We start from the raw sequence: 22617 nt of genomic DNA, 5'->3' as shown, positions 1-22617 counted from the left end.
AATAATTACGTTGACAATAATAATAGAAATAATATTTAATATTTGTTTTTTCATTTGGATGTCAAATATTGTGATTTTTAATTTATCAAAAGAATTAAATTCAACTTTTTTAAGTAGGAATTGAAACTTTTTTAAAAGCGAATAGCTGACAAACAAGTTTAGCCCAGATTGAAACGGCATCCTTTTTATGCTAAACTAGTCTGCATAATTCTGCTTTAATAATAAAATTACTTTTATAAAAAAGCCAGGTATTAATATAAATATGCATAAAAAGATATAGTGAAAAGCTGGAAATAGCTTCAAAAAAAACTTAAATAATGGTACTTTGCCCCATATGAATGTTCTTAAAATTCATATTGCTATCTTCTTGATTTGTAATATAATCGGCAATAAAATCGCCAACTTTAGCTGTTGAAGCAGCATATTGATTTTTTCCTTTTAAATCTTGTGTAGTAATACCCAAATCTAAAGATTTTTCTACAGCGCGTTGTATGGCGTCTGCCTCATCATGCAACCCTAAATGCTCTAAAAGCATGGCCGCAGATAATATAGACGCAATTGGATTGGCAATATCTTTACCTTTTGCTTGTGAGTAAGAACCATGAATAGGCTCGAAAAGAGCATTTTCTGTACCTACAGAACTGGAAGCCAAAATACCTATAGAACCACCAATTACGCAAGCTACATCAGAAATAATATCTCCAAAAAGGTTTTCTGTAAGTACTACATCAAATTGCTTCGGATTTAATACTATCTGCATTGCAGCGTTGTCTACAAACATAAAATCTACAGCTACATCTTTATATTGTTTTGCAATTTCTGCAACAGTTTTTCTCCATAAACGAGAAGTTTCTAAAACATTTGCTTTATCTATGAGCGTTACTTTTTTGTTTCTATTCTGAGCAGCTTTAAAAGCTAGATGTGTTATTCTTGTAATTTCTTCTACCGTGTAAGAACAGACATCAAAAGAAGATAATCCGTCTTTACTTGTTTCTTTTTCACCGAAATAAATACCACCACTTAACTCTCTATAAATAGCGATATTGGTACCAGAAATAATTTCTTTTTTTAAAGGCGAATTTTTTAAAAGTTTTGCATATGCCTTTATTGGCCTTATATTACAGAACAAACCTAATTCTTTTCTTAACCTTAACAAACCTTGCTCTGGTCTTACTTTTAAAGATGGATCGTTGTCATATTTTAGTTCGCCAATAGCACCGAACAAAATAGCATCGGCACTTTTACAAACATCTATGGTTTCTTTTGGTAACGGATTGCCTGTTTTGTCTATGGCACATGCACCCATTAAAGCTTCTTTGTACAGAAAAATATGATCATACACCTCTGCAACTGCATCTAACGCTTTTTTTGCTTGAGTAGTTACCTCTGGCCCAATACCATCACCTGGAATTACTGCTATTGTGTATTTCATTACTGCTATTTGAGTTTGTATCTGTTATCAAAGGTAGCTAAATGTTTTAAATAAAATTTAAAGACAATTAACTACCATTGAAGACAAAGTACTATTATTTTTTTAAGCCATTGCTATTTTAGAGGTTTTATTTACCTCTTTCATAAGAACATGAATGTCTTTATCTAAGACTTCTTTTTGCGTATCTGCCATTGTTAAAAAAGCAGTATATGCCAAATCTAATTGCACCTTGGTTAACTCGTAACCAACTTTTTTAGCTCTGTAAGCCAAGGCTGCTCTACCACTTCTTGCAGTTAAAACAATTGCACTTTCTGTAACACCAACGTCTTCAGGATCCATAATTTCGTATGTTTCTCTGTTTTTGATAACACCATCTTGATGAATACCAGAACTATGTGCAAAGGCATTTGCCCCAACAATAGCTTTGTTTGGCTGTACAGGCATGCCCATACTTTCTCTTACTAAAATACTAGTATCGTATAACAATTTAGTATTGATGCTTGTCTCTAAATTTAAATACGGATGTTGCTTTAACACCATAACCACTTCTTCTAAAGCAGTATTACCAGCACGTTCTCCAATACCATTTATAGTACATTCTATTTGACGCGCACCATTGACAACCCCAGCAATTGAGTTTGCTGTTGCCAGACCTAAATCGTTATGACAATGACAAGACAAGGTTACATTTTCGATGCCTTTTACGTTCTCTCTCAAATATTTAATTTTTGCACCATACTCTTCTGGCAAACAATACCCCGTTGTATCGGGGATATTAAGAACAGTTGCACCAGCTTTTATAACGGCTTCACAAACTTTTGCTAAATAGGCATTGTCTGTTCTACCAGCATCTTCTGCATAAAACTCTACATCTTCTACAAAAGACTTTGCATAAGAAACAGCCTTTACAGCTCTTTCAATTACCTTATCTCTGGTAGAGTTAAATTTGAATTGTATGTGTGAATCACTTGTACCAATACCTGTATGAATTCTAGGTAACTTAGCATATTTTAAAGCTTCTGCAGCTACTTTTATATCGTTTTCTACCGCTCTTGTTAAACCACAAACGGTTGCATTTTTAACTATTTTAGATATTTCTGTTACAGACAAAAAATCTCCTGGGCTAGAAACTGGAAAACCTGCTTCTATAACATTAACCCCTAATAAATCTAACCTTTCTGCAATAATTAACTTCTGAGTAGTATCTAATTTACAGCCGGGAACCTGCTCTCCATCTCTTAAAGTAGTGTCAAAAATTTGTACTTGATTGTCTTGCATCATTTGGTTGAATATTATCTTAATTTATCTCAAATTTATATTTTGAGATTAAAATAAATACTTACTTTTACCACTCTGTACGATTTCTAATAGCATTAGCAAAAACATAATAGTTTTAAAATCAGTTATTTATGAGTAAAGTTATTACATCAGCCAATCAACAAAATGACGCTCTTTTTGTTTTAATTAAATCTTTAACAAAATCTGAAAAAAGGCAATTCAACCTTTATGTTGGTCGTTTGGGCGGTAATATTGATGCTAAATTTTTCTCTTTATTTAAGTTTTTAGAGAAACTAAAAATCTATGATGAAAAAGTAATTATTGGAAGTGGTATTGTTTCTAAACAACAACTTTCTAATTTAAAAGCACACCTTTACAAACAAATATTAATTAGTTTACGACTGAATCCTGCACACAAAAACGTACGTATTCAGATTAGAGAGCAGTTAGATTTTGCAACGGTTTTATATCAGAAAGGCTTGTACAAACAAAGTTTAAAGCTTTTAGAAAAAGCTAAAAACATGGCGCTAGACAATGAAGAAAAAAACATTGCCTATGAAATTGTAGAGCTAGAAAAAGTAATAGAAACACAATATATTACTAGAAGTTTAAGCAACAGGGCAAATCAGCTTTCGGTACAAGCAAAAGAACTAAGTCAGCAAAATGTTATTGCAAGTAAATTGTCTAATTTGTCTTTACAACTCTATAGCCATTTATTACAAAACGGCTACATAAAAAATGAAGAGGAGCTTCAATTTATAAATACTTATTTTGAAGATAGACTGCCAAAGTACAAGTACAAAGAGTTAGGTTTTAGAGAGCGATTATGGTTGTACAAAGCACATTTATGGTATAGCTTTTTAACGCAAGACTTTTTGCAAAGCTATAAATACGCAACAAAATGGGTAGACTTATTTAAAGAAGATCAAAAACTAATAATTTTACATCCTGTTTTTTTCTTAAAAGGAATCAACTATCTTTTGGAGGCTTCTTTTTTAGTGAAAAAAGTATCTACCTTTAAAGAAGAATTGACCGCGTTTGAAGAAGCAATTCAAACTAAAAAAATACCTTTAAACACCAATACAGAGTTGTTAATTTTTCAATACCTGTATGCCAATAAATTACATTTACACTTTTTAGAAGGCACTTTTTCTGAAGGGGAATATTTAGTAGAAACGATAAATACAAAATTAGAAAAGTACAAAAACAGGTTAGACAGTCACCATGTGGTAATGTTGTATTACAAAATTGCTTGTTTGTATTTTGGAATGGGTAAAAACAGAGAATGTATCTCTTACTTGCAAAGAATAATTAAATCTAAAAACTTAAGTGCTGCAGAAGATTTACAATGCTTTGCAAGAATATTAAATCTTATTGCACACTATGAATGTGGCTTAGATTACGATCTAGAAAGACAATTTATAGACACCTATAAATTTCTTTTAAAGATGGAAAATTTACAAGAAGTACAAAAGGTATTCTTAGAATCTATTAGAGATTTAAGTGATGTTTTTCCGCATGAAATAAAAGGCGAATTTAAAAAAATACATGCAAAATTAGAGGTTTTTGAAAATCACCCTTATGAAAAGAGGGCTTTCTTGTATTTAGATATCTTGTCTTGGTTAGAAAGCAAAATTAAAAACAAACCTATTGCAGCCATTATTAAAGAAAAAACAATGCTTCTAGGGAAATAAAATTAATTACGAAATTTAAATAAGTTAATTTTATGAAATTGATATAAATCGACCTAAATTCGAAAATATTATTCAATTTATAAGCTGAAATTAAATATTACTGCTACTTTTGCCTTGTGAATATTTCTAATCTACATACTAAAACCACTCAAACTATATCTATAGTAGGCATTTCTATGGGAAATATTACACGCACTTCTACAACAATTACCCTTTAGGGGTTCTCTACTATTATACAAACTCAGGTTCTATTTTTTTCGATACAATTCGGAACAAAACAATAAAACAGTATTATTTCATTCTCATATACACTCAAAATGAAAGTATTAAAATTTGGCGGTTCGTCTGTCGCAAATTCAGAAAACATAAAAAAAGTATTGGCAATTGTTGCAAATGCATCTAAAAAAGATACAATTGCAGTTGTAGTTTCTGCTTTTGGCAAAACAACTAACAATCTATTGGCTGGCGCAAATGCCTCACTAAAAAATATAGAGGAAGCTAAAGAAATATTATCAAACATAAAAACACTACACAATGAGGTAATTAACGACCTGATTGTTAAAAACAAACCCGAAGTTATACAAAAAACAACGGCTTTGTTTGATAGACTTCACTCAATTTATGAAGGCATCTTTTTGTTACAAGAATTGTCTGACAAAACATTGGCAAAAGTATCTAGTTTCGGAGAAAGACTGTCTTCTTACATCATTGCAAATGCAGCAAATGAGGTTTTAGATGCTGTACATAAAGAGAGTCGCGATTTAATTATTACAAACAACGATTTTTTAGATGCAGAGGTAAATTTTAAAGCTACCAATGCAAATATTGCTGCTTTTTTCAAAAAAAATACACACCAAGTAACTCTTTTAGGAGGTTTTATTTCTGCTAATATAGCTGGCGAAACAACAACACTTGGTAGAGGTGGATCAGATTTTTCTGCTGCTATTTATGCTGCTGCAATAAACGCTTCTGAATTACAAATATGGACAGATGTTGCCGGTATGTTTACAGCCAACCCAAGAGTTGTAAAACAAGCCTATGCGATTTCTGAAATCTCTTACGAAGAAGCGATGGAATTGTCGCATTTTGGTGCAAAAGTATTGTACCCACCAACCATACAACCAGCATTAAGAAAAGAAATTCCGATTCGCATACAAAATACTTTTGACCCAGAAAATATTGGAACTTTAATTTGTAAAAACCCTAAAAATAGTAACGAAGTAAAAGGGATCTCTCATATAGAAGACATTAGCTTAATTACTTTAGAAGGTGGCGGAATGATAGGTATTCCTGGGTTTTCGAAACGTTTGTTTGAAACACTTTCTGTTGCAAAAATTAACGTCGTTTTTATTACACAAGCTTCTTCTGAACATTCTATTTGTGTTGGTGTCTATGAAAATGATGCTACAAAAGCGCAAGAACTTTTAAACGAAACTTTTAGTATTGAAATTGATAGAAAAAAAATAAAACCTGTAAGTGTAGAAAATGACTTGGCAATTATTGCTGTTGTTGGAGAAAGCATGAAAAACTACCAAGGTTTAAGCGGACAAATGTTTGCTGCGTTGGGTAAAAACAACGTAAATGTAAGAGCGATTGCACAAGGTTCTTCAGAAAAAAATATCTCTGCTGTCATTGATAAAAGTGATGCTAAAAAAGCATTAAATACCTTGCATGAGCAATTTTTTGAAGAAAAAACAAAACAACTCAACCTATTTGTTACCGGTGTTGGTAATGTTGGCGAAAAGTTTTTAGCTCAATTAGACCAACAGAAAAAGTTTTTAAAAGAAAATTTAAAATTAAAAATTAGAGTTATCGGATTGTCTAATTCTAGAAAAATGGTTTTTGACAACGATGGCATCAACCTAAAAAACTGGAAAGAGGCACTAGAAAACGGAGAACCTACAAGTTTAGACAACTTTTATAAAAAGGTAAAAACAGCAAACCATAGAAACAGTGTTTTTATAGACAATACCGCAAATCAGCAAGTCTCTGAAGTATATGAAAAATATTTGAGAGATAGTATTTCTGTAGTTACATGTAACAAAATTGCCTGTGCGTCTAACTATAAAAATTACAAAATACTTAAAGAAGTCTCTAGAAAATACAACGCTTCATTTTTGTTTGAAACCAATGTAGGCGCAGGCTTACCTATTATAGATACGCTAAAAAACTTAATCAATTCTGGAGACCGAATTCATAAAATTCAAGCAGTATTGTCTGGAAGTTTAAATTTTGTGTTTAACAATTTTAATACAAATGCTACTTTTCATGATGTAGTAGCACAAGCACAAAAAGAAGGATTTACAGAACCAGATCCTAAAATTGATTTGAGCGGTGTAGATGTTGCCAGAAAAATTTTAATTTTGGCTCGTGAAAGTGGTTATCAACTAGAATTAGAAGACATTGCAAACAACGCTTTTTTACCAAAAGATAGCTTGCAAACAACAAATAATAACGATTTTTACGCATCATTAACAAAGAACGAAACGCATTTTCAACAGCTATTTAAAGAAGCTAATGACAAAGATTGCCGCTTAAAATATGTTGCAGAATTTGTAGATGGTAAGGCAAATGTTGGTTTGCAACACATTGCTGCAGACCATCCTTTTTACAATTTAGAAGGCAGCGATAATATTGTATTATTTTTTACAGATAGATATCCGTCAAACCCTTTAATTATAAAAGGTGCAGGTGCGGGTGCAGAAGTTACGGCTTCTGGTATTTTTGCTGATGTAATTAGAATTGCTAATAAATAGTTATTCGTTTTTAGTTGTTGGTTTTTGATTGTCAACCAGAATAAAAACCAACAACTAAAAACCACAAACCAAAATAAATGGATTATTTAAAAATATTTTCTCCGGCAACTGTAGCCAATGTTTCTTGCGGATTTGACTCTATGGGCTTTGCCGTAGATGCAGTTGGAGACGAAATGTCGTTTACCAAAACAAGCTCAAAAGGAGTAAAAATAACAAATATTACAGGTGCAAATTTAACCTATGATATTGATAAAAATGCCGCAAGTGCTGTTGTGCAAAAAATGCTAAACGATGCAAAAGCTGATTTTGGAGTTGCACTTACAATTCACAAAGGTTTTAAACCAGGTAGCGGTTTAGGAAGCTCTGCTGCTAGTGCTGCAGGCGCTGCTTTTGGAGCAAATAAACTACTTGGAAACCGATACAATAACTTAGAACTCACAAAATTTGCCATGTATGGCGAAGAAGTTGCCTGTGGATCTCAAATTGCAGACAATGTAGCTGCCGCAATATACGGTGGTTTTATTCTTGTTAGAAGTTACAATCCGTTAGAAATTGTAAAATTACCTGTCCCTAAAGAATTAAGAGTTGTTGCAATACATCCGCAAGTAGAAATAAAAACAAAAGATGCTAGAGACGTATTGCCAGCAAACGTACCTTTAAAAAATGCCATTACGCAATGGGCAAATGTTGGCGGACTGGTTAGCGGCTTATTTACAGATGATTATCAACTAATTAGCAATTCTTTGGTAGACCTTGTTGCAGAACCTGCCAGAAAAAGTTTCATTCCGTTTTTTGATGACGTTAAAACAAATGCAGTAAAGGCAGGTGCTTTGGGTGCAGGAATCTCTGGATCTGGCCCTACAATTTTTGCATTGTGTAAAGGTGATAAAAGTGCCGAAAATGTTTACAAATCGATACAAGAAACCTATGCTAAAACAGCAATAGATTTTACAATTTTTACTTCAAAAGTAAATGCTGAAGGAATTAAAATATTAGAATAGTTGTTGGTTATTTGTTTATAGTTGTTGACTCATACACAAACTGTAAATCAAAAACCAAACACCAAAAAACATAAAAAATGAACTACTATAGTTTACACCACAAATCGCCAAAAACAACTTTTAAAAACGCAGTAATAGAAGGCTTGGCAAAAGATAGAGGAATTTATTTTCCGGAAGAAATTACACCGCTTTCTAAAGATTTTATAGACAATATTGAAAACTATACCCATCAAGAAATTGCGTTTGAAGTTATTCAGCAGTTTGTTGGAGATGAAATTCCTGCTGAAAAATTAAAAGAGATTATTGCAGAAACTGTTTCATTTGATTTTCCGGTTGTAAAAGTAGATGAGAATATTGCAACTTTAGAATTGTTTCATGGTCCTACCATGGCATTTAAAGATGTTGGTGCCAAATTTATGGCAAAATGCCTTGAGTATTTTAACAGAGACAACAACAAAGAAGTAACGGTTTTAGTGGCTACCTCTGGCGATACAGGTGGCGCAGTTGCCAACGGTTTTTTAGGCGCAAAAGGAGTAAATGTTGTTATTTTATATCCGTCGGGAAAAGTAAGCGACATTCAAGAAAAACAATTAACTACCTTAGGAAAAAACATTACAGCACTAGAAGTAGATGGTGTTTTTGATGATTGTCAAGAAATGGTAAAAACTGCCTTCTTAGATGAAGAAATTACCAAAACACTAACCTCTGCAAACTCTATAAATGTTGCAAGGTGGTTGCCACAAATGTTTTATTTTTTCTTTGCTTATAAAGAATTAAAAAAACTAAATAAAGAATTGATTTTCTCTGTTCCAAGTGGAAATTTCGGAAATATCTGCGCAGGTGTTATGGCACAAAAATTAGGCTTGCCTGTAAAACATTTTGTAGCTTCTACAAATGTTAATGATACTGTGCCAAACTATTTAAAAGAGGGTACTTACAACCCAAAACCATCTAAGGCAACCATTTCTAATGCAATGGATGTTGGAAACCCAAGTAACTTTATTAGAATTAGAGAATTGTTTAACAACGATTTTAACCTACTTAAAAAGCACTTTTCTTCGTATAGTTTTTCTGATGCTGAAACGCGTGAAACGATGAAAGAAATATATTCAAACTCAGGATACGTTGCAGATCCTCATGGAACTGTAGGCTATTTAGGATTGAAAAAACACGGAATACAAAAACATGAATTTGGTATCTTTTTAGAAACTGCACATCCTGTTAAATTTTTAGATGTTGTAGAAAGTACCTTACCTGTAAAAGTGGCCATTCCACCACAAATTAAAAAAGTCATTAACAATAAAAAAGTAGCTCTTAAAGCGAGTTCTTATGAGGACTTAAAAGCATTTTTAATGCAAGAGTAAAACTACTACAAAAGCAAAAAGCTTCAAAATTTAAAATTTTGAAGCTTTTTTTGTTGGCCTACAAGGCAATTTATTCTTATGATTTTTGAATTGTAGGAAATAGGTTAAGACCTTAATAAATCTTTAATCTTCTTTTTATTCTTCCTCTTTTTCCCTTTTGTTATCTCAAAAGGAAGTGTTAACACTAAAAATAAGAGTTTAAACGGAATTACTATTTTTTTCATACTCATATTTTTTATTAAATTTTCACTAGAAATACGTACATAGAAATTAATACAATAACAAAATAAGTGTAATTGTAAGTAATAGGAAACATATTATAAGATGTATAAATCAGCCACAAGAACCTCTTTATAAACTTAAAAACCTGTATATAAATTACAAGTATTTCTAATTACAGCTTGTTGTATATAAAGAAATATTTAAAAACTCTTTTTGTTTAAGACTCTTCTTTCATCCATAGTGGCGTTACCAAAAACCACAAAATGGTGCCTATTAACATTAAAATCTTCATATTAGCTGCATTCATTGAACCCAATAATAAAAGTATGCTAGTTAATAGTATGAAACCAACTATTGACAATGCACTTATTAATTTTAGTATTTTCATAATTTAAGATTTTTGAAGTTTCATAATAACTACATACAACACACTAGAAGCTATCCAAGAAGGTATTACTGCATAAGCAGGAAATAAACCTTGACCAAAGATAAAATACAACCCTAAGGCTACAGGAATCAACCAAGCTAATAAAACACCTGTATTAAAACCGGTTCCTTTTTCATCTGCATAATCTTGTGTAAAATTCATTTTCTTAGCTAGATAATGGTTTACAAAAATAACTCCTCCCATTGGCCCTAAAATGGCTCCATACAATCCTACAAAATCAAGTAACTTACCTGAAAGCGATGGAAAAATTCCTGCTGCGGTTGCTACTATACCTGCTAAAATTACACCTGAATATTTTTTAGATTTTAATGGAAATAAAGTTTGAAAAGCCAAACCTGCTCTATATATTGTAGGGTTAGCGGTGGTCCAACCTGCTACAATAACACAGATAATACCTGTCCAACCTACAGCACTCCAAGCTAACGCACCAGGATTTGCAGAAATATCTCCTGTTAATTTAATCTGAGCAGCTAACATAAAAGATGCACAGATCCATGCCATATAATGTCCTAAAAACATTCCTATAGAAGGTCCCCATCCAGCACGACTATCTTTTGCAAAACGCATAATAGTTAAATCTGCCATACCAAAATGCATTGCTGCATTACATAGCCAAGAAAAAATGACAATTTTCCAAAAACCAAAATCTGTTTTCCCGTTAACCGATTGTACTACACTAATTCCTTTATCCCATTCAACTAATAAACTCTCCCAAGAATCAACCTCCATTTGACTTAAAGCTGATAATCCACAAGCTGCAAAAACAACAATCATCCAAGGTGCTGCGATATTCGCAAATTTAGAAACCGTATTATATCCAGCTGCAGCAACTACAGTCATTACAACACCTACAATAATTACAATCATGGAAAAAGCTGGTGTACTTAAACCAAAAATATTTTCAGGAATAGAAAAATTTATATCAAAAGGGATTCCAACAGCACTAGCAGAAACGGTAATCATTGCACCTGCCAAAAAACAGAAAAGCACACCGTTTACAACATTATATATCTTTACTAAATTTTTTCCAGCAATTTTTTCTAATTGATAATACAATGTTAGTTTGCTAGAAACAGCTATAGGTGCCACTAAGTATCTCCAAGTTAAAATAGCTAAAATATTACCTAAAAGAAGTCCTAACGCTAAATCTTTTAAACTAGCTCCTGCAGCTAGAAACAAGGGGCCAATCATAAATTCAGTACCTGCAGCGTGTTCTCCTGCATACATTCCTAAAAAAGATTTCCATCCTTTTAATTTTGATGAAGGTACTGGAGTTCTTTCAAACTCTCCTCCTGCATTTTCATTAGTAATTACTGCTGCATTTTGCGATTCTGCCATAATACTTGGTGTATTTTAATTAATTTTGAATAATTACGAATGTAGATTAGATCATAAAATTTTCTATCCTGTACTGTACCGTATAAAAAAACTCAGCAAAATTGCTGAGTTTTTAAATGTATGACTTTTTTTGATGCTACAGATCTTTAATTAGATGATTTGGAAAATCTTCTACACGTTCACAACAAATTTGCTCCATTACTTGTTGCAACTCTGTTTTTAAAAGTGATATTGTATGATCTCCACCTTGTTTTCCTAAAGCAGACACTCCATACATAAATGAACGTCCCATAAAGGTAAATTTTGCTCCAGAAGCCAAAGCTCTAGAAACATCTACACCAGAGCGAATACCACTATCCATCATTACCTCTATTTGATCTCCGTATTTCTCGGCAATAGTTGTAAGTGGTTTTATAGTTGATTCTCCTGCGTCTAATTGTCTTCCTCCATGGTTTGATACAATAATACCATCTAAACCTAAACGAATAGCTTGTTCTGCATCGTAATGAGAAGCAACTCCTTTTAAAACAATTTTACCTTTCCACATATCTCGAATTGGTTTTATTTTCTCTTCATTTAACCTACCGCTAAATGTTTGATCCATAAATTTTCCCAATTGTTTTAAATCTAAATTTTTAGGCATGTAAGGTAATAGATTTGCAAAATTTGGAATGCCATGTTTTAGGGTCTGTAAACTCCAATGAGGTCTTCCAAAAGCTTGTAAAATATTACTAACATTCATTTTTGGTGGCATAGCCAAACCGTTTCTAATGTCTCTTGGTCTAAAACCAAAACTTGGCACATCACACAAAATTACCAATACAGGGCATTCTGCAGCTTCTGCTCTTTTTAAAATATCATCTCTTAAACTATTTTCTGTTGGATGGTATAATTGAAACCAAGCTTTTCCTTCTGTTAGCTCTGCTGCACGCTCTATACTTGTTGTAGTTACTGTACTTAGAATAAAAGGCACATTATGCTTAAACGCTGCTTTTGCAAGTATTTCTGGAGAATTTGGCCACATTAATCCTTGTAATCCTACGGGTGCAATACCAAAAGGAGCATCATATTCTATACCAAATAATTTTGTTTTGGTTGATGAACCTCCATGATTTCTTAAGTAATTAGGCTTTAATTGCACATCTCTTAATTCAGAGGTATTTCTGTGTAAATTTACATCTTCATTACAACCTCCATCTAAATATTCAAAAGCAAATTTTGGTATTTTCTTTCTTGCTTTGTTTCTTAAATCGTCTACAGAGGGGTATTTTGTATTAATTTTTAAAGCCATAGTTTTTTATTTGATTATAAATGGTACGTGTTTCTTAAGTGAATAATTCTTTTTTAAGAATTTAGAATTTAATTTAGTATCAGAAATTGAAATTGCAGCTCCTAAAGCAGAACCTAAAGACGCTTTTGTTGTTCTTAATTTCATGCCTCTTAAGTAATGAGATAACAACTTAATGTACAAATCATTATCAGAAAAACCACCATCTACATACAATCTATCTATATCTTGAGTATTTGCTATTCTTTTAATGCCTTGTACCTGAAGCTTAACCAACTCTATCATCAAATGATGATAAGCATGCTCAAAAGTAGCATACGAATACGTTGTTTTTGTAGGCATGTTTTTATCTGTAAAAGACTCCCACTTAAAAGCATATGTAAAATCTTTTATAATTTCTGAATATACTGTGTAATCAAACTGAACAGTCTTATGATAGTCTTTATCTACGTTAAATCTTTCTGACATTATTTTAGCTTGAATTTTGTATTCATTTCCTAAAAATAGCCTAGAAGATTTAACAGGCTTGCCATTAATTCGCATGTAATTGATACAGCCTAATGTTGTTTCTTCTTTGGTTAAAGCACTATCTGAAAAAGGATTTAAAGCTATAGACCATGTACCGGTAGACACCAAAACAAAAGGTTTTTTTACACTTCTAACATAAGGTAAAAGTGCAGACGAACTATCGTGTATACCTACACCAATTTTAATTCTATTTCCATTGTAATTCATATTTACACTCGTTTCTGTTGAAACTATTGGAGGTAATATTTTATGAATTCCTTCTTTGTAAACCCAATTGTGGTAATCTTTAGTTTCATAATTCCAAAGAGAAGTATGACAACCAATACTTGTGTATTCACTAAACGGAATTCCTGTGAAAATAAAACTTAAATATTGAGGCAAATGCAATGAATATCTAATTTTACTAAATATTTCTGGTTTGGTTTTTTTTATCCAATACAGCTGCATTCCAGAATTTAACAGACCAGATTTTGGCGAACCCGTACTTCTTGTGAATTCTAATTCTGGACCATATTTTTCATAAAAATCAGCCACCAAATCCTCATCAATTTCTTTGGTGTAATTATACAAAGGTGTTAGTACATCTCCGTTTTCATCTAAATGCACAAAGCTGGCGCCATAGGTAGAAAAATTAATTGCTTTTATAGCGTATTGCTCACTTTTTAAAATTCGATTAAAAATTTCCTTTAACCAAGTTTGTAAGGCAGCTAAATTTTCTGTTGGATAACCATCTTCATCTTTAATTTCATCAAAAGAAGCATACTCTCTGTATACTTCTTTGAATTTTTTATCAAAAAGAAAAAATTTCTTATTAGTTTTTCCAATATCAAAAATGGCAGTTACTTTTTGTTTCATGGTGTTTTTTTACAATCCTGTTGCTATTGTATTTTTACCTCTTTCTTTTATTAATGCTGCTCTTACAGCTAAATTTCTATAACTTTCTATTGGGTTTATAGCTCCACCTGTTTTTAGTCTTGCTGCTGCCAATAAAGGTCTTACATCTGTTCTAAAAGCACCTTGTAAAATTTCTTGACACTTAGTAACATCATTTTCTAATTGTGCTGTTCTTAAGGCTTTTTGATCTACTAACAATGCTTTTGCATACGCTTCTTGTATGGCTTCTAAAGATTGTAATAAATCTTCTAAAGGATCTTTAACATTATGACTTGCATCAATCATCCAAGCTAAATCTGGGTTTTGTGGATTGTTTTCCATTCCGTAAACCAATTCATTAAAGATTAAAAATAACGAATATGGTTTAATACTACCAACAGTTAAATCATCATCACCATACTTACTATCGTTAAAATGAAATCCACCTAACTTTCCTTTTAACATTAATACAGATACAATTTGTTCTATGTTAGAATTTGGTAAATGATGTCCTAAATCTACTAATGAGAAAGCTTTTTCTCCGCACTCATTTGCCAACATAAAAGAAGTACCCCAATCTTGAATTACAGTTGAATAAAAGTTTGGTTCATAAGGCTTGTACTCTATTAGTAACTTCCAATCATCTGGTAAGCCTTTGTATATTTCTTTTAAGCTGTCTTGTGTGTTTTGTAAAGCTGTCTGAAAATTATTTTGTCCTGGAAAAGAAGAACCATCTGCTAACCACACAGTTAAACTTTTAGATCCTAATTTGTTTCCAATATTAATTACATCTATGTTGTGTTGTATTGCTTGGTCTCTAACAGCTTTGCTGGTATTACTTAAAGAACCATACTTGTAGCTTTCTTTAGCATTCTTCTGATCTTGAAATGTATTTGAATTTACAGAATCGAATTGAATACCCAATGCACCTGCTTTTTCTTTAATAGCATTGTAATCAGAAGGAATATCCCAAGGAATATGTAAAGATACAGCACCTGCAGTTTGAGTTAAACTGTGTAAAATACCAACATCTTCTATTTTTTGTTCTAAGGTAGAAGGTTCTCCATAAAAAGAAAAACGCCCAAAACGAGTACCACCTGCACCTAAAGCCCAACTTGGTATTGCTACTTGAAATTCTGATAATTTGTTAATAATCGAATTTACATCATACCCTTTAGAGGTTAAAGAATCAGCTAAAAAATTATACTGATTATTTTGAGATGTTAAATTCTTTTTATTATCGTCTTCTATATGTTGTTGTGTTAATTTCATAATTCTGTTTTAATAAAAAACTTCCATAAAATTTTATGCTCTATGGAAGTTCTAAAATAATATATTTTAACTTAAAAGTGTTTACCTTACAAATGCATTTGCCATACCACCATCTACATTGATGATATTTCCTGTAGACTTATCTAAAATACCTACTAAAGAAAATACACCATTTGCAATATCTGCAGGAGTAATAATTTCATTTAACAAGTTTCTTTTTGCATAAAATGCTGGTAATTCTTCAACAGTAATTCCGTTTGCCTTAGCTCTTCCTTCTGCCCAAGCGCCTTCCCAAATTTTACTTCCTACAATTACACCATCTGGGTTTACTGTATTTACTCTTACTTTATCTTTTGCCAATTCTGCAGCTAATAAACGTACCATGTGTTGTTGCGCTGCTTTTGCAGTACCATACGCTACATTATTAGGACCTGCTACTAAGCCGTTTTTACTTGCAATAGCAATATAATCACCTCCTAAACCTTGTTTACGAACAATCATTGCAAATTGCTTTGCCAAATCAAACTGTCCTTTTACTAAAATACTTTGTAAAATATTCCAGTCTTTGTCAGTTGTATCTGTTAATGGTTTAGAAATTGCCAATCCTGCACTGTGCACAATCATATCTATACCACCAAACTCTAAAATAGCTTTTTTATAAGCGCTTGCAATAGAATCTGTACTTGTAACATCACAAACAGCATAACTAGATACATCTCTAGCATAAGTTCCGTTTGCTTCTATTAAAGCTTGTTCGTTAATATCTGTTAAAACAACGTTTGCTCCTTCTGCTGCTAATTTATCAGCAATCGCTTTACCAATACCACCACCAGCACCAGTTACTACAGCAACTTTTCTAGATAATGGCTTTTCTTTTGGCATACGTTGTAATTTTGCCTCTTCTAACAACCAATACTCAATATCAAATGCTTCTTGTCTTGGTAAAGAAGTATATGCAGTAATTGCTTCTGCACCACGCATTACATTAATTGCATTGATATAAAATTCGCTTGCAACACGTGTAGTCTGCTTGTTTTTAGCAAAACTAAACATACCAACTCCTGGATAAATAATAATTACAGGATTTGCATCACGAATTGCAGGACTATTGTCTTTTTTACAAGTATTGTAATAATCTACATATTCTTGACGATAAGCAGCAAAAGCTGGCTCTAATTTCTTTAACACAGCTTCTGCATCAGATACGTCTTCATTTTTGTCTAAGTCTAAAACCAACGGTTGAATCTTAGTTCTTAAAAAGTGATCTGGACAAGAGGTTCCCATAGGAGCTAATCTCTCTAAATCGTTACTGTTAATATATTGCATTACAACATCAGTATCCGAAAAATGACCAATCATTCTATTTTCAGAAGAGCACAAACCTCTTAATAAAGGCATTAATTGAGCTGCTTTTTCTAAACGATCTTCCTGTGGTAAACTTTCAACTTTTTGACCACCAAAAACTTCGCCTTGTTCTTTTAATTTTTTCTCTATGTATTCAGAAGCCATTTCTATAACCTCTAAACTATTTATATAACATTCGTAAGAAGTGTCTCCCCAAGTAAATAAACCGTGAGAACCTAAAACGATTCCTCTAATTCCAGGATTGTCTGCCAAACACTTTTCTAATTGCAAACCTAAATCGAAACCTGGTTTTTGCCAAGGCACCCATCCCATAGTATCACCCCAAATTTCTTTGGTAACTTTCTCACTATCTTTAGCTGCAGCAACTGCAATTAAAGCATCTGGATGTAAATGATCTATATGTGCAAATGGTAACAAACCATGCAAAGGTGTATCTATTGATGGTGCTTTACTATCTAAATCGTAAATACAATGATTGAATAAACCAACCATTCTATCTTCATCTTGAAGACCGCCATAAACATTTTTTAAATCTCTTAATCTACTTGTGTATAAACCAGCAATTCCTGCTCTATTTAAAGTTCCAATATCTCCACCAGAACCTTTTACCCACATTACCTCTACTTCTTGATTTGTTAGCGGATCTTTCTCTATCGTTTTACAACTTGTATTACCACCACCATAATTTGTAATTCTAAGATCTGCTCCTAAAATATTAGAACGGTATAAAAATAATGCAACTTGATCATCTCCTAAAGCATTCGCTTTTTCTTGATCCCATAAATAATCTACGTACTTAAATGTCTTTGTGTTGGTTTTCATAAAAATTATTATATTATATGACAAATCTAAAGCTACAAACTAGTATTTGTATCCTGTACTATATGGTTTCAGTAAAAACACTTCATTTGTTATAATTTTGGAAATGATTTCTATTGTAAATACTTTTTACAAATTTGTTTAGAAGATTATAAATATAATAAAACTTCAAAGAACAGCAACTAGATTTATTAATATGTAAAACATATGTAAGAAAACAAACACATTTTGTGGTCAATTAGAATTAAAGTTTTATTTTTATTTTTTTTAAGTATAGATATGATAAAAAATATAAAAATTGATACTGAATCTAGGATTCCAAAATACCAGCAAATAATAGATTCTATAATTCATAATATCTCTACAGGTAACTTGGTAATCGATCAAAAAATTCCTTCAATAAATATGTTTAGTGAAGAGTTTTACCTTTCTAGAGATACTGTTGAAAAAGCTTATAGCATCTTAAAAGAGAGAAATATAATTACCTCTATTCGCGGCAAAGGGTTTTACATCTCAAGAACAAAATTAATTTCTAAGGTTAATATTTTATTCTTAGTCAATAAATTAAGCTCTTATAAACTTAGAACCTATAATTATTTTATAAATACTATTGGCGCCAATTCTCACACAGATTTACATATTTATCATTGCGATGAAACCTTGTTTTTAAATCTTTTAGAAAAAAACAAATCTGCATATGATTACTTTGTAATTATGCCTCATTTTAAAACAGAGGAATTAAAACATGTTAGCTATACAGACAATGTTATAAAAGCTATCAAAAGCATCCCTAAAGAAAAACTAGTACTACTAGACAATATTAAACCAGGAATTGACGTAAAAGGGATTGAAATTTATCAGGATTTTGAAAATGACATCTACACTGCATTAAAAGAAGGGATAGAAAAAATAAGCAATTACAAAAAAATTATGCTTATTTACCCAAATAAAGCTGTATATCCGTATCCAAGAAGAATACTACATGGGTTTAGAAAATTTTGTGTTGAACATAAATTAGACTTCGAAATACTGAATGAAGTTTATGATGATATGATTTTAAAAAAAGGAGATTTATTTATTACCATAGAAGAGGCAGATTTGGTTAATTTGGTAAAACAAGTTCGAGAAGATGAATATGTGTTAGGTAAAGATATTGGTATTATTTCTTATAACGATACTCCTTTAAAAGAATTATTAGGGATTACAGTAATTTCTACAGATTTTAAAATAATGGGGGAAACTGCTGCAAGTATGATTTTAAACAAAGAAAAAGGATCTTTTAAAGTACCTTTTAACCTTATTGAAAGAGAATCGCTCTAATACAAATTGTAAGTTTTTATTTGAATACTAGACGGATTACGAACACTAATTTCATTAGAAAGCTTTGTTAATTTTCCTGTTTCTTTATTTCTTTTAAAAATTACAACCCTATTAGTATGCATATTGGCAACTAAAAGAAATGTACCAGAGGCATCTATTCCAAAATTCCTTGGGTGCGCTCCAAAAGTTTGCTGATGCCCAACTAACTGTAGTTTTCCAGTTTTTTTATCAATAGAAAAAATGACAATAGTATCTTCTTCTGGACCTCTATTTGAAGCATATAAAAATTTACCATCTGGTGAGATATGTATGTCTGCTGCTCTGTATATATCTTGTTTTTTTTGATAAGTTGTATACTCTTCTATAAAATTTAAGTTTCCGTTTTCATAGTTATAAACATTAATTTTACCACTTAATTCATTAACTAGATATCCAAATTTCTCATTTGGATGAAAGGTAAAATGTCTTGGCCCACTTCCTGGTTTTGTTTTAATCTCTTGCTGCTGTTTTAATTTTTTATGTAATGTATCAAGCGTAAATTTTCTAAGTTTATCAGCTCCTAAATCTTGTGCGAACAAATAATTTCCATCAGAAGAAAAATTTGAAGAGTGGATATGAGAAGAGGCCTGACGATTTTTAACAATACTGCTATCTTTAAATCGTAATACTTGTAAAGACTTACTTAAACTCCCATTTTTATTAAGTTTAAAAAGACTTAAACTTCCATCTGAATAATTAGAATTTGTTAGATAATTACCACTTTTATCAATTTCTAGATGCGCAGGATTTACCCCTCCACAATCCTGAGTATTTATAAATACTAACTTTGATTTTGAAACATCAACTTTAAAAGCAGCTATTTTTCCATTGTATTTCATCTGACTGTCTGCTACAGAATATAAATACTTACCATTAGGAGACAATTTTAAAAATGAAGTATTTGTAAGAGTATCTATAGTATTCTTTAAATGAGCTTCTCCTGTTTCTAAATCAAATTCATACACATATATTCCTTCTCCTGGTTTTTTATCTGTAAAACTTCCTACAAATAATAATGTTTTGTTTTTATCTTGATCTGTTTGACATCCAAAAAGAAAAACGCTAAGACATATTAAAAGAATACTTTTTTTAATCATAAGATTTAAAATATGTTTTTGATGAGTTTGTGACAATTTCTTCATTTTTATAAATTAATTTTTCTCCTTCACCAATATAAATACTCTTTAATTCATTCTTATTATTTAATGTTATTACTGCATAAGAACCTTTAAAATAAATATCATCATTCTTAAAAAATTGATCTTTAGATTGTGTAATTACGTATTGAATTAGATTTTCAGAAGGTGTTTTACTTTCTATAATCAATCCTCTATAAATGCCATTTTGCTCAATTTTTGTAACATATTGTATGCTTGGTTTTTCTGAGCTATTAAAAGGCTCAAAAATTACTACAAAAGGGTTTTGCCAAGCTTCACCCTTATTTCTTATGACTAAAGTTGGGGTCGGTTTTCTATCATAAGGTTCTGGAGATTCAAAAGTTGCAGGTGCTTTTACTTTGGTGTAGGTTCTATTTTTAAACCCAGGAATATGTAATTGCATGAACAAACTATTTCCTCTTAACTTTTTGATATGAAAAGTAGCTTTTACATTGTTTTTATATTCTTGAGATGTTTTTACATCTTTAAAAAAATGCCATCCTGGATTTCTATATTTTTTATTGTGAATCCATTCAGCATTCGCATTTGCCATATATCTATTTGGTGTTTTTTGCAACTTTATATCCTTATTTTCAAAGACAAGCTTATCACCAATATTATGATATAAATAATCATGATATTCATTTTGTAATTTAGATTTTGAACGAAAAACATCTACATAAAAACCTGTTGTTGGCGATGTTCTAATGAGTCCTAAAGTTCTTTCTTGAGTTGCTTCTGCTTTATCTGCTTTATCATCAACAAAACTAGTTTGACTAAAAGAATGATTTGGAGAAATTCCTACATCATTAACCTTTGGTTCCATTGAAATCAACTCCACAGAATTGATTCCCAAATTTACCCAACCATCTTCTCCTTGAGAACTTCCGTTTACAATTACTGTGTTGTGAGCTGCAAAAATTCTGGAGTAGTTTTCATGCAAATCTTTGCCGTAATTTTTTCTCCCATGATCTACACCTAAAACTTGTCCTTCTCCATATAATTCAATATTCATACCTTCTGCATGGCCATGAACCATATGTGCACCTCCAACAAATCCCATTAATCCATCTTTTGGGTTGTTAGTTGTACTTAAATTTCTTTGCAACACAATACCTGCATGATAGACTCTATCTGTTCTTGGTAGTTTTATAGTATTAGAAGCTCCATAAATAGCATCATCATACCAAAATAATGCTTCTATACTATTTCTAGAATACTGTCCATTTTCCATTGCACTTTTTAGCAATGGAGTAAATTTATCTTGTAAATATTTTAAGCCATCCATCTTTGCTAAAACATAGGCATTTTCATAAGCTTGATAAGAACCATGTTGTCTTCGATGTCCATCTCCCCAACGAATAATTTCGTTATTGGGATACACTAAGTCATCTAACCTTGGTAATGCAAAAAGAATATTAGGATATTTTTTACCCAACTCTAAAGAAGGTTGATATCTGTTAATAACTAACAACAATTTCCCTAAAATTTCTGTGGAATGATTTAAATATTGTGAAGTTTCTGGCCAAATATCACCTTGATTTTTATAGTTTTTTTCCATTATTGGCAAAGCATCTTGATTTTGGGTACTTTCTGATAAAAAATAAGACAACCATTTTTTACGTTCTTTTTTATCATCTAAAGCCAAAGCATTATACACCAAGCTTGGTGCTTCTAAAACAGGGTGATTAGAACCTGTTTGTCCATAATTCACAGTTATATTTGCATAGGTTTTAAAAACTTTTTGAGCTTCATTTAAAGGAAATGATACTTTTTTATTTTGAATGATATCAAAAGATTTTCCGTTATTTTTAAGGTAAGTAGCAATAAAATCATAAATCAATGGAAGTCTGTACCCAATAACTCTAACTTCTCTAAAACCGTCATAAGGAAATAGTAAACCTCCTCTTCCTTTCCATTTAGACATTTTAGATTTCTGAACAGATTTTGTAAAAGAATACAAAATGCTACTAGCTACATAGGCATATTTTTCATCTTGCGTTAAATAATATAAATAACCACAATCTAATGCTATTTGTAAATTTTCAATTAATAATGCTGCAGGTTTCCATTCTTTATCTGTGGCGTTATCTAAATTTCTATGTTTTCCGTTTTCTATGTGATCTGTTTTAAAAAAAGGAGGAAACTCATTTTTTTTAGCTTCTACCCAATTAAAAGGCAAATTTTTAAGATACGTTGATGGGTTTTTATAAAATTCATCAACTTGCTTATCTGCATTAGATTTTAGAGTTCTGTAAATTTTATTCGCCCAAGTTTTTGTTTTTATTTTATTTAAAATTTGATTTCTTTCACTTGATTTCACTAAAATAAATGGGCGCTCTAATTCTTGACTCTTTGTTTGAAATACCATCAAAATCAGAAAGTATAAGATGATATATTTAAGTTTCATTATCATAAAATTT

At 31.4% G+C, this 22617-nt stretch carries 14 protein-coding genes; 5 read left to right on the top strand and 9 right to left on the bottom strand.

The window, feature by feature from the left end; genetic code table 11:
* Window positions 1-310: 310 nt before the first annotated feature.
* Entirely contained in the window at window positions 311-1432 is a 1122-nt protein-coding gene (gene leuB, locus Q0678_RS10220) for a 3-isopropylmalate dehydrogenase (RefSeq protein ID WP_299057472.1), read from the bottom strand.
* A 102-nt stretch (window positions 1433-1534) separates the two neighbouring features.
* Complete coding sequence (locus Q0678_RS10215; RefSeq protein ID WP_299057566.1) at window positions 1535-2710, bottom strand: 2-isopropylmalate synthase; 1176 nt, start codon at window positions 2708-2710, stop codon at window positions 1535-1537.
* Between the two features lie 131 nt (window positions 2711-2841).
* Here Q0678_RS10215 and Q0678_RS10210 point away from each other — a divergent pair, with 131 nt between their 5' ends.
* From Q0678_RS10210 to thrC, 4 genes are all read left to right on the top strand, one after another.
* Window positions 2842-4404, top strand: a complete 1563-nt coding sequence (locus Q0678_RS10210; RefSeq protein WP_299057470.1) for a hypothetical protein — start codon at window positions 2842-2844, stop codon at window positions 4402-4404.
* A gap of 317 nt (window positions 4405-4721) precedes the next feature.
* Window positions 4722-7160 carry a bifunctional aspartate kinase/homoserine dehydrogenase I gene (gene thrA / locus Q0678_RS10205; protein WP_299057467.1) on the top strand — a complete coding sequence of 813 codons (2439 nt, stop codon included), beginning with the start codon at window positions 4722-4724 and terminating at the stop codon, window positions 7158-7160.
* Window positions 7161-7237: 77 nt separating this feature from the next.
* On the top strand, window positions 7238-8161 hold the full coding sequence (locus Q0678_RS10200; protein ID WP_299057464.1) for a homoserine kinase: 924 nt from the start codon (window positions 7238-7240) through the stop codon (window positions 8159-8161).
* A gap of 77 nt (window positions 8162-8238) precedes the next feature.
* On the top strand, window positions 8239-9525 hold the full coding sequence (thrC, locus tag Q0678_RS10195; RefSeq protein WP_299057462.1) for a threonine synthase: 1287 nt from the start codon (window positions 8239-8241) through the stop codon (window positions 9523-9525).
* Window positions 9526-10138: 613 nt separating this feature from the next.
* Here the strand turns inward: thrC and Q0678_RS10190 are convergent.
* The 5 genes from Q0678_RS10190 to Q0678_RS10170 all read right to left on the bottom strand — a co-directional run bounded on the left by Q0678_RS10190 (window position 10139) and on the right by Q0678_RS10170 (window position 17681).
* Window positions 10139-11533, bottom strand: coding sequence for a hypothetical protein (locus Q0678_RS10190; RefSeq protein WP_299057460.1), 1395 nt, complete (start codon window positions 11531-11533; stop codon window positions 10139-10141).
* Window positions 11534-11669: 136 nt separating this feature from the next.
* Window positions 11670-12824: an alpha-hydroxy acid oxidase gene (locus Q0678_RS10185; RefSeq protein WP_299057458.1), complete on the bottom strand. Its 1155-nt coding sequence runs from the start codon at window positions 12822-12824 to the stop codon at window positions 11670-11672.
* A 6-nt stretch (window positions 12825-12830) separates the two neighbouring features.
* The gene (locus tag Q0678_RS10180; RefSeq protein WP_299057456.1) at window positions 12831-14204 is read right to left on the bottom strand and encodes an FGGY family carbohydrate kinase; all 1374 of its coding nucleotides are present in this window, start codon (window positions 14202-14204) and stop codon (window positions 12831-12833) included.
* A gap of 9 nt (window positions 14205-14213) precedes the next feature.
* A complete protein-coding gene (locus tag Q0678_RS10175; protein ID WP_299057454.1) occupies window positions 14214-15494 on the bottom strand; it encodes a sugar isomerase in 1281 nt (426 codons plus the stop codon).
* Between the two features lie 81 nt (window positions 15495-15575).
* Window positions 15576-17681, bottom strand: a complete 2106-nt coding sequence (locus tag Q0678_RS10170; RefSeq protein WP_299057452.1) for a bifunctional aldolase/short-chain dehydrogenase — start codon at window positions 17679-17681, stop codon at window positions 15576-15578.
* Between the two features lie 276 nt (window positions 17682-17957).
* Here Q0678_RS10170 and Q0678_RS10165 point away from each other — a divergent pair, with 276 nt between their 5' ends.
* A complete protein-coding gene (locus tag Q0678_RS10165; protein WP_299057449.1) occupies window positions 17958-18998 on the top strand; it encodes a GntR family transcriptional regulator in 1041 nt (346 codons plus the stop codon).
* Here the strand turns inward: Q0678_RS10165 and Q0678_RS10160 are convergent.
* Window positions 18995-20134 (bottom strand): lactonase family protein, encoded by a 1140-nt coding sequence (locus Q0678_RS10160; protein ID WP_299057445.1) that lies wholly within the window; start codon window positions 20132-20134, stop codon window positions 18995-18997. The genes Q0678_RS10165 and Q0678_RS10160 overlap by 4 nt on opposite strands.
* Entirely contained in the window at window positions 20127-22604 is a 2478-nt protein-coding gene (locus Q0678_RS10155; RefSeq protein WP_299057443.1) for a heparinase II/III family protein, read from the bottom strand. Before Q0678_RS10155 ends, Q0678_RS10160 begins: the two co-directional genes overlap by 8 nt.
* Window positions 22605-22617: the final 13 nt, after the last annotated feature.

The organism is uncultured Polaribacter sp., from assembly GCF_947497125.1.
Lineage (GTDB): Bacteria > Bacteroidota > Bacteroidia > Flavobacteriales > Flavobacteriaceae > Polaribacter.
The sequence above is the reverse complement of the archived record's forward strand: the minus strand, read 5'-3'. Positions and strand labels throughout refer to the sequence as shown.

Excerpts from the sequence above, each read along its gene's own strand:
- leuB (WP_299057472.1), bottom strand. The coding sequence starts at position 1,432 with ATGAAATACACAATAGCAGTAATTCCAGGTGATGGTATTGGGCCAGAG.
- Q0678_RS10215 (WP_299057566.1), bottom strand. The coding sequence starts at position 2,710 with ATGCAAGACAATCAAGTACAAATTTTTGACACTACTTTAAGAGATGGA.
- Q0678_RS10210 (WP_299057470.1), top strand. The coding sequence starts at position 2,842 with ATGAGTAAAGTTATTACATCAGCCAATCAACAAAATGACGCTCTTTTT.
- thrA (WP_299057467.1), top strand. The coding sequence starts at position 4,722 with ATGAAAGTATTAAAATTTGGCGGTTCGTCTGTCGCAAATTCAGAAAAC.
- Q0678_RS10200 (WP_299057464.1), top strand. The coding sequence starts at position 7,238 with ATGGATTATTTAAAAATATTTTCTCCGGCAACTGTAGCCAATGTTTCT.
- thrC (WP_299057462.1), top strand. The coding sequence starts at position 8,239 with ATGAACTACTATAGTTTACACCACAAATCGCCAAAAACAACTTTTAAA.
- Q0678_RS10190 (WP_299057460.1), bottom strand. The coding sequence starts at position 11,533 with ATGGCAGAATCGCAAAATGCAGCAGTAATTACTAATGAAAATGCAGGA.
- Q0678_RS10185 (WP_299057458.1), bottom strand. The coding sequence starts at position 12,824 with ATGGCTTTAAAAATTAATACAAAATACCCCTCTGTAGACGATTTAAGA.
- Q0678_RS10180 (WP_299057456.1), bottom strand. The coding sequence starts at position 14,204 with ATGAAACAAAAAGTAACTGCCATTTTTGATATTGGAAAAACTAATAAG.
- Q0678_RS10175 (WP_299057454.1), bottom strand. The coding sequence starts at position 15,494 with ATGAAATTAACACAACAACATATAGAAGACGATAATAAAAAGAATTTA.
- Q0678_RS10170 (WP_299057452.1), bottom strand. The coding sequence starts at position 17,681 with ATGAAAACCAACACAAAGACATTTAAGTACGTAGATTATTTATGGGAT.
- Q0678_RS10165 (WP_299057449.1), top strand. The coding sequence starts at position 17,958 with ATGATAAAAAATATAAAAATTGATACTGAATCTAGGATTCCAAAATAC.
- Q0678_RS10160 (WP_299057445.1), bottom strand. The coding sequence starts at position 20,134 with ATGATTAAAAAAAGTATTCTTTTAATATGTCTTAGCGTTTTTCTTTTT.
- Q0678_RS10155 (WP_299057443.1), bottom strand. The coding sequence starts at position 22,604 with ATGAAACTTAAATATATCATCTTATACTTTCTGATTTTGATGGTATTT.